5 protein-coding genes are annotated in these 6568 nt (G+C 60.2%); 3 read left to right on the forward strand and 2 right to left on the reverse strand.

Annotation, left to right across the window (positions count from 1 at the left end; translation table 11 throughout):
- Positions 1-69: 69 nt before the first annotated feature.
- Positions 70-774, reverse strand: coding sequence for a polyamine aminopropyltransferase (locus tag JIN78_RS15145; RefSeq protein WP_200392836.1), 705 nt, complete (start codon positions 772-774; stop codon positions 70-72).
- 135 nt (positions 775-909) lie between these two features.
- Here JIN78_RS15145 and JIN78_RS15150 point away from each other — a divergent pair, with 135 nt between their 5' ends.
- Together JIN78_RS15150 and lexA are read left to right on the forward strand one after the other, a co-directional pair.
- The gene (locus tag JIN78_RS15150) at positions 910-1659 is read left to right on the forward strand and encodes a hypothetical protein (protein WP_200392837.1); all 750 of its coding nucleotides are present in this window, start codon (positions 910-912) and stop codon (positions 1657-1659) included.
- A 103-nt stretch (positions 1660-1762) separates the two neighbouring features.
- Positions 1763-2374, forward strand: coding sequence for a transcriptional repressor LexA (lexA, locus tag JIN78_RS15155; RefSeq protein WP_200392838.1), 612 nt, complete (start codon positions 1763-1765; stop codon positions 2372-2374).
- A 499-nt stretch (positions 2375-2873) separates the two neighbouring features.
- On the opposite strand, the gene panB is transcribed toward lexA, so the two are convergent.
- Entirely contained in the window at positions 2874-3659 is a 786-nt protein-coding gene (gene panB / locus JIN78_RS15160; protein WP_200392839.1) for a 3-methyl-2-oxobutanoate hydroxymethyltransferase, read from the reverse strand.
- 251 nt (positions 3660-3910) lie between these two features.
- Here panB and ppdK point away from each other — a divergent pair.
- Positions 3911-6568: pyruvate, phosphate dikinase (ppdK, locus tag JIN78_RS15165; protein WP_200392840.1), on the forward strand; the 2658-nt coding region annotated here is incomplete at its 3' end.

The following is a 6568-nucleotide window of genomic DNA, read 5'->3' on the forward strand; positions in this document are numbered from 1 at the left end:
ATCCCTCTTATTCGTCGATTTGCCCAGGCTGCCATGAGCTCCTCGGGAAAGGAGCGTGAGGGGGGAGCTTCAGGATCGCCGGTGTTGGGATTGGTAGACCCCCTTGCGAGCCAACCAAATGGTGTGGAACCGGTTCTGTTTTCCTTTGCTGGTGGCGGGCACTTTTTCGCAGCTCACCTCGAAGCCCGTCTTCCGGAGATTTTTCTCGAAATTTTTGTCCGGTCGCACCGACCAGACGCCCAAGATTCCCCCGGTCTTGAGAGCGGCCTTCGCCCGCTCGAGCCCAGCGAGGGAATACAAATCCTCGTTGCCGGCGTCTTGGAAGGCCCAGGGTCCGTTGTCGACATCGAGCAGAATAGCGGAGAAAGTGTCTACGTTTTCGGCCATCAGCTGCTGGACGGGCACGGGCTCGATGAGGATGCGGTCGTCTTCCCAAAGCTGGGGATGGAGCTCGCGGAGGTGGGTTTGATTCCATTCCACAATGGCTGGAGATTGCTCGGCGACGAGGAAGCGGGCTCCTTGCTGGGGGAGAGCTTCGGTGGCGGCGGCGAGGGTGTAGCCAAAACCGAGGCCGCCGACCAGGACGGCGGGCTGCCGGGCCGCGCGGGAGGGGGCACAGGCCAAGCGGGCCAGCTCCTCCTCGGAACCGTGCGAAAAGGTGGTCATCAGTTTGGCCCCGCGGGATTGCAGGTGGAAGTGGCCATCGTGACTCACGAGAGTCAGGGGCTCTCCTTCGGGGGTGGTGGTTTCGGCGAGGATAGTCTGTGGCTTCACGGTCTGGGAGGCCTCCCTGTAGTCCCTCTCCTCCCGTTTGGCAAGGGAGGCCCTCTCCTCCCACCGGGAGGAAAATCTCTTTCGCCTGCGGTCCGGCATTGAATTTTTGGGAAACTGAAGCAGTTAAGTAGGGCGATGAAGGGACTTTTGACCGCGCTCGGGATAATGATAGTGGTGATCGGGGTCACCAGCTGTGGCTCCGGAGCGGGCTTCTCCCGGGGGGGAGGGAGCGATGCCGATGCCCACAGTGCCTTTGCGGCGCAAAAGGCGGATGTCGACTTCGTCGCGGCCTGGTCCCGGTTCCAGCGGGGGGACCGGGCGGGAGCGGGGCGCTATCTCGACAAGGCCGCCGCCACCCTGTCCCGCCAAGGAGGGGAATCCTCGGCTGTCCGGCACCTCGCCCAGCGGGTGCGGAGTGGCCAAAAGGTGAGCGAGCGGGACTTCGAGACGACCTTCGCGGGCAGCCATCGGGCGATGGCGCGGCACTACCGCGAGCAGGCCGAAGTGGCTATTTCCGATCAACAGGAGCAAGCAGCGGGAGCCTCCATGCAAGCGATGGCCTACCACACCGAGCAATCGGCCAACTGGGCGCGGGAGCCTCTCACCCCGCAGCAGCAGCAAGAGGTCTCCCATCTGCGCTCGGTGGGCAATGCTCTGCAAGCGGGCTCCGGCTATCTCGTGAAAGGCTCTGGCTATGTGGTGGAGGGCACCGGATGGGTCCTGGGCAAGGGCTTCAGTTTGCTCACCCGGGGGGGAGAGCGCACCCAGGGCACCACGGGATCCATCTTGCGCGGCACCGGACGGGGCGGCGAAACCGGTTCCCGGTGGCTGGAGGGGGCGGGCGGAGGCCTGCGGCGATTCGGTAACTGGATTCTGGGGCAGTGAACAGGGAGCGTCCGGGGATGATTTTCAGAGGAGAATTTTTGAACAATTTCCTTGTGAACAAAAAGTTTTCTGGCATTGTTCTCTCGAACGTTGTTCAGGAAAAATGGCTCAAGAACTCACCAGAAAGCAGCAGGCCGTCTATGATTTTCTCAAGGCGGAACACCGGCGCACGGGATTGATTCCCTCCACGCGCGAGATTCAAGCCCACTTTGGCTTTGCCAGTCAAACCGCTGCCATGAGCCATCTCCGGGCTCTGGAGCGCAAGGAGGCCGTCATCCGCTTGCCCGGCAAGGCACGGGCAGTGATGTTTCCGGAGGAGTTGAATCGTGAGGAAATCGTCGATGTGCCAGTTTATGGTTCCATTGCCGCCGGGATGGCCGAGGATCAGGTGCAGGATCAAGAGAGTTGCCTGTCGATCAATATCAGTAGTCTGGGCTTGCGGAAGAATGCCAAGACTTTCGCTTTGAAAGTGCGCGGCGAATCGATGATTGATGCCCACATTTGCGATGGGGACACCGTTATTCTGGAGTTTCGCCAACCGCGCGACGGAGATATTGTCGCCGCTTTGATCGATGGGGAAACCACTCTCAAGCGTTACGTGGTGGAAAAGCGAAAGCCCTATCTGAAGGCGGAAAATGAAGACTTTCCAGATTTGATTCCCGCCCGCGAACTTATCATCCAAGGAGTGATGGTGGCTCTCCTGCGAAACTCCTAGGAAGAGGAAGAGCTTCCGCAGAAGAATGCCCCCCTTTCGCCGAAAGAAGGTCGCTTCGATAAGGTGGCTTCAATAGGGGTGGACGGCCGGTGGAGGAATTATTTTCCCTAACAATAAGGTTCCTCGTCTTCGAGAACCATCAAGGGCTCCAGAGCATTGCTGGAGAATGGTGGCAATGCGGATTGGTGGCAATGCGGATTGGTGGCAATGCGAGTGTTCTTCTCGACCGTGCTTCGGTTAAAATCGTCCCTTTCGCCGGGGGGGAGGAACAGAGATTCTCTTCTCGAGAGTCTCTTCGTCGCGTTTGCTTAGGTAGGCCACGAGGAACATCGTTATCCGCAGCAGTGAGGCGGAGACTGGTGAACGGCAGGCAAAATGTCGGGACCCCTCCTTTCTTCGGGGTGTCTCGGGGGGAGGGCCGACCGACGAAGGTTCGTTCGCGCGAGCCGTGGCGGGTTTCGGGCGGGGAGGGGAGCCCGCCCGGAAACAGTAGGCGGTATCAATCAGCCGTGGTGAGCGGGGTAATGGCTTGGCGGAAGGCCATGGCGGCCTGGCGGGTGCTCTCGCCGTGATTGGCTCGTGGGGTGGCGAAGGGAGGCACGAACCACGGGTAGCTGCCGAGAAGATCGGTGACCACAGCGACTTCCCCGTGGGTATTGCCCTGCCCGCAGCCAATCCCGATAGTGGGGATTCTGAGGGATTGGGAAATCTGGCGCGCGGCCTCTGGCACGACGGATTCCAGCACGAGGCCGCTGGCCCCTGCCTCTTGCAAGGCCTTTGCTCCCGCGATGAGCTCCTGCACTTGTTCTTCCGTTTTTCCCTTTTTCTTGTAGCCGCCCTCTTCCTTGACGCGCTGGGGGAGCATGCCGAGGTGACCGATGAAGGGGATGCCTGCGGCGGTGATGGCGCGCACTTTTTCCACCTGGCGCAGCCCTCCTTCCAGCTTGACGGCCTCGGCCCCGGCCTCGACCAGGCGACGGGCGTTGTCCACCGCCGTTGCGGGGTCGGGGTAGGAGTGGATGGGGAGGTCGCCCACGAGGAGAGCCTTGCGGCAGCCCCGCGCGGCGGCGGCGACATGGTGCAGCATGTGATCCATGGTCACGTGGGTGGTATCGGGAAAACCAAGAACGACCATGCCGAGGGAGTCGCCGACCAAGAGCAGATCGATGCCCGCTTCATCGAGGAGGCGGGCGGTGGGGTAGTCGTAGGCGGTGAGCGCCGAGAGCGGGTGCCCTCCTCCGAGAGTGCGCTCGCGGAGGGCGGTGATTTTTTCCGAAGCCGTCATGGCGGGAAGCCTTGTCCCGTCCTGCGGAAAGAGCACGAAGTTTTTTGGACAAATACCTCCTCGGGCGGAGGCGCGAACTCCCTTGGCGCAAGGGTGCGCGGCGGCCTGGAAAAGGTGATGAGAAATCCCCGAAGCCTAGGGGATTGGCGCATTGACACTTGTATGGTGGCTGGTAAGGTGCGCGCCCTTGCGGCGGATAAGACCCACATTCGAATTCGCCCGAACCTCAGAAAAACCACTCGCGAACTACGATGGCAACCAAAAAGAAAGCCGCCAATAAGGCCGCTAACAAGTCAGCAAAGAAGGCAACGAAAAAAGGCGCAGCGAAGAAGAGCGCTGCCGCAAGCGCTCGCAAAGGCAAGTATGTCTACACCTGGGGTGATGGCAAGGCTGACGGCGATGGCAAAATGAAAGCTCTCCTCGGCGGCAAAGGAGCCAACCTCGCCGAGATGACCCGGATCGGTCTCCCTGTGCCCGCCGGTTTCACCGTGACCACCGAGGTCTGCACCTACTACTATGACAATGGTAAGAAATACCCTGTCGAGCTCGACGAGCAGATTGAGAAGGGCATCGAGGTGATGGAGAAGAGCATGGGCTTCAAGTTTGGAGATACCGAAGGTTTCCCCCTTCTGGTGGCGGTCCGCTCCGGCGCGCGCGAGTCCATGCCCGGAATGATGGACACCGTCCTCAACCTCGGCCTCAATGACAAGACTGTGAAAGCCCTTGCGGCTGTCACCGAGAACGAGCGTTTCGCCTACGATTGCTATCGTCGTTTCATCCAGATGTATGGTGACGTGGTGATGGGCGTGCAGAAGCGCCCCGACGAAGATCACGAGCCTTTCGAAGCAGTGATCGAGGAATACAAGCACGAGGTTTACGGCAAGGACATCATCGACTCCGACCTGACTGCGGAAGACAACCAAGAGCTGGTGGCTCGCTTCAAAGCTCTCGTCAAGGAGCGCACCGGCAAGAATTTCCCCGCCGATCCCCGCAAGCAGCTCAAGGGCGCCATGGGTGCGGTCTTCAGCTCTTGGATGAACGATCGGGCCATCGTTTACCGCCGCAAGTATAACATTCCCGCCGAGTGGGGCACTGCCGTCAACGTGCAGGCCATGGTCTTCGGCAACACTGGCGGCGATTCCGGTTCGGGGGTGGCCTTCACCCGGAACCCCGCCAATGGCGAAAATGAATTCTATGGTGAGTTCCTCATGAACGCCCAGGGTGAAGACGTGGTCGCCGGGGTGCGCACTCCCGATCCCGTGATCGGCCTCAAGGATATTCTCCCCGAAGCCTACGACGAGCTTCTTCGTATTCGCGAGACCCTCGAGCAGCACTTCACCGACGTGCAGGACGTGGAGTTCACCATCCAGAACAAGAAGGTCTACATGCTGCAGACCCGGAATGGCAAGCGCACCGCGATGGCTGCTCTCAAGTTCGCCGCCGATATGGTGAACGAAAAGCTCATCGACTGGGAAACGGCGGTTCTCCGCAACCCGGCTGACCAGCTCGACCAGTTGCTCGCTCCCGTCTTCGACCTCGCCGAGGTGAAGAAGGCCAAGGCCATTGCCAAAGGTCTCCCCGCTGGTCCTGGTGCGGCCTCGGGCAAAATCTACCTCAACGCTGACCGCGCTGAAGCTGCGGCTCAGAAGGGCGAGAAGGTTCTCCTCGTGCGGGTGGAAACTTCCCCCGAAGACTTGCGTGGCATGATCGCGGCGGAAGGGATTCTCACTGCCCGCGGTGGTGTTTCCTCTCACGCGGCTCTCGTGGCTCGTCAGATGGGTAAGGTTTGTATCTGCGGAGCGGACGCTCTCGTGATCGACTACACCAAGAAGACCGTCTCCGTGGATGGCCAGACCTTCAGCGAGGGTGACTATCTCTCCATCGACGGAACCGAAGGTCTCGTCTACGGTGGTGAACTCAAAACCGCTCCCTCCGAGATCATCACCGGTCTCTTGGAAGGCGACAAGGCTGCGCAGAAGACTGAGAAGTATAAGAACTTCGTCCAGCTCATGAAGTGGTGCGACAAAGCCACTCGCATGGATGTGCGCACCAATGCGGACAACCCCGAGCAGGTCGCCAACGCGGTGGCCTTCGGTGCCAAAGGCATCGGCCTCTGCCGCACCGAGCACATGTTCTTCGAAGGCGATCGCATCGACGCCATGCGCGAGATGATTCTTGCTGAAACCGAAGAAGCCCGTCGTGCCGCCCTGGCCAAGCTTCTTCCCTACCAGCGGGATGACTTCTACGCCATCTTCAAGGCCCTTGAAGGCAAGCCTGCGACCATTCGCTTCCTGGATCCGCCCTTGCACGAGTTCCTTCCTCACTCCGAAGAGCAGCAGAAAGACCTGGCCAAGAAGTTGGGTGTCAAGCTGGCGGACATCAAGCGCCGGGTGGAGGACCTTCACGAGTTCAACCCCATGCTCGGTCACCGTGGTTGCCGCCTCGCCATCTCTTACCCCGAGATTGCCGAGATGCAGGCTCGCGCGGTCTTCGAAGCAGCGGCCAAGTGCAAGCAGGAGAAGATCAAGGTGGCTCCCGAAATCATGATTCCTCTCGTCGGTTACGCCCGCGAGCTCGAAATCCAAGCTGGCATCGTGCACGAGATGGCCAAAGAAGTGCAGAAGGAAACCAAGACCAAGTTCAACTACATGGTGGGCACTATGATCGAAGTTCCCCGGGGTGCTCTCACCGCTGATGACATCGCGGAGCACGCCGAGTTCTTCTCCTTCGGCACCAACGACCTCACCCAGACTGCTCTTGGGGTCAGCCGCGACGACATGGGTAGCTTCATGAACCGTTATCAGGAAGCTGACATCTATCCCAACAACCCCTTCGCGACTCTCGACCAGACCGGAGTGGGCCAGTTGGTGGAGATCGCTATCGAGAAAGGCAAGCAGACCCGTCCCGAC

The sequence above is a fragment of the Roseibacillus ishigakijimensis genome (assembly GCF_016595415.1).
Lineage (GTDB): Bacteria > Verrucomicrobiota > Verrucomicrobiia > Verrucomicrobiales > Akkermansiaceae > Roseibacillus > Roseibacillus ishigakijimensis.